This is a genomic window from Streptomyces turgidiscabies Car8 (assembly GCF_000331005.1).
GTDB classification, from domain to species: domain Bacteria; phylum Actinomycetota; class Actinomycetes; order Streptomycetales; family Streptomycetaceae; genus Streptomyces; species Streptomyces turgidiscabies.
Genome location: NZ_AEJB01000402.1, coordinates 1 through 1,264 on the forward strand (window position 1 = coordinate 1; position 1,264 = coordinate 1,264).

The window sequence follows — 1,264 nt, forward strand, 5'->3', positions numbered from 1 at the left end:
CCCCCAGCCCCCCCGCCGGCCCTGAAGGGGCCTCGTCCTCAAACGCCGGACGGGCTGGGGGTGTGTGCCTGGGCTGGAGGGGTGCCCGGACGGGCTGGGGGTGTGGGCCTGGGTGGAGAGGTGCCGGACGGGCTGGGGGTGCGGGGCCGCGCCGGTATCGGTAAGGGCGGCGGGGGTGAAACTCAACAGGGCGTGTGTCACAGCGCCGTGTCGTTCCCCCGGCCCGCCGTGCCCCCTATCGTCAAGGTCATGTTCGCTGCCTACGCCGCTCGCATCGACCCCGACCATCCGCTCGACGGGCTGGAGTTGGGTGACCGCCCAGCCCCCGAAGCGCGTCCCGGCTGGGCGACGGTCGACGTCAGGGCCGCCTCGCTCAACCACCACGACCTCTGGTCCCTGCGCGGAGTCGGACTCCCCGAGGACCGTCTGCCGATGATCCTCGGCTGTGACGCCGCCGGCGTCGACGCGGACGGCAACGAGGTCGTCCTGCACTCCGTCATCGGCCAGACCGGCCACGGCGTCGGCCCCAAGGAACCCCGCTCCATCCTCACCGAGCGCTACCAGGGCACCTTCGCCGAGCAGGTCGCCGTACCGGCGTGGAACGTGCTGCCCAAGCCCAAGGAGCTCTCCTTCGCGGAGGCGGCCTGTCTGCCCACCGCCTGGCTGACGGCGTACCGCATGCTCTTCACCAACGCGGGCGTACGCCCCGGCGACTCGGTGCTGGTGCAGGGCGCCGGTGGCGGTGTCGCGACCGCCGCGATCGTGCTCGGCAAGGCGGCGGGCCTGCGTGTCTTCGCCACCAGCCGGGACGAGGCGAAGCGGAAGCGGGCACTGGAGCTGGGCGCCGTCGAGGCGGTGGAGTCCGGGGCGCGGCTGCCGCAGCGCGTGGACGCCGTGATCGAGACGGTCGGGGCGGCCACCTGGTCGCACTCGGTCAAGTCGCTGCGGCCCGGCGGCACCCTCGTCATCTCCGGCGCCACCAGCGGGGACCGTCCCTCGCACGCCGAGCTGACCCGCATCTTCTTCCTCGAACTCAAGGTCGTCGGCTCGACGATGGGCACGAAGGACGAGTTGGAGGATCTGCTGTCCTTCTGCGCCACCACCGGTGTACGCCCCGTCATCGACGAGGTGCTCCCGCTGGACCGGGCCCGCGAGGGCTTCGAACGCCTCGAATCCGGTGACCAGTTCGGCAAGATTGTCCTCACCACCTCCTGATCAGGGGTCACTGGTCGCTGGCATGTGCTGGCCTCCGTTCGGTTGCGGC

The 1,264-nt window shown here is 71.8% G+C and carries 1 protein-coding gene; it reads left to right on the plus strand.

Translation table 11 applies throughout. The features are described 5' to 3' along the window. The first annotated feature begins 249 nt into the window (after positions 1 to 249). Positions 250 to 1,215 carry a zinc-binding dehydrogenase gene (locus STRTUCAR8_RS29240; RefSeq protein WP_044473100.1) on the plus strand — a complete coding sequence of 322 codons (966 nt, stop codon included), beginning with the start codon at positions 250 to 252 and terminating at the stop codon, positions 1,213 to 1,215. Positions 1,216 to 1,264 lie beyond the last annotated feature (49 nt).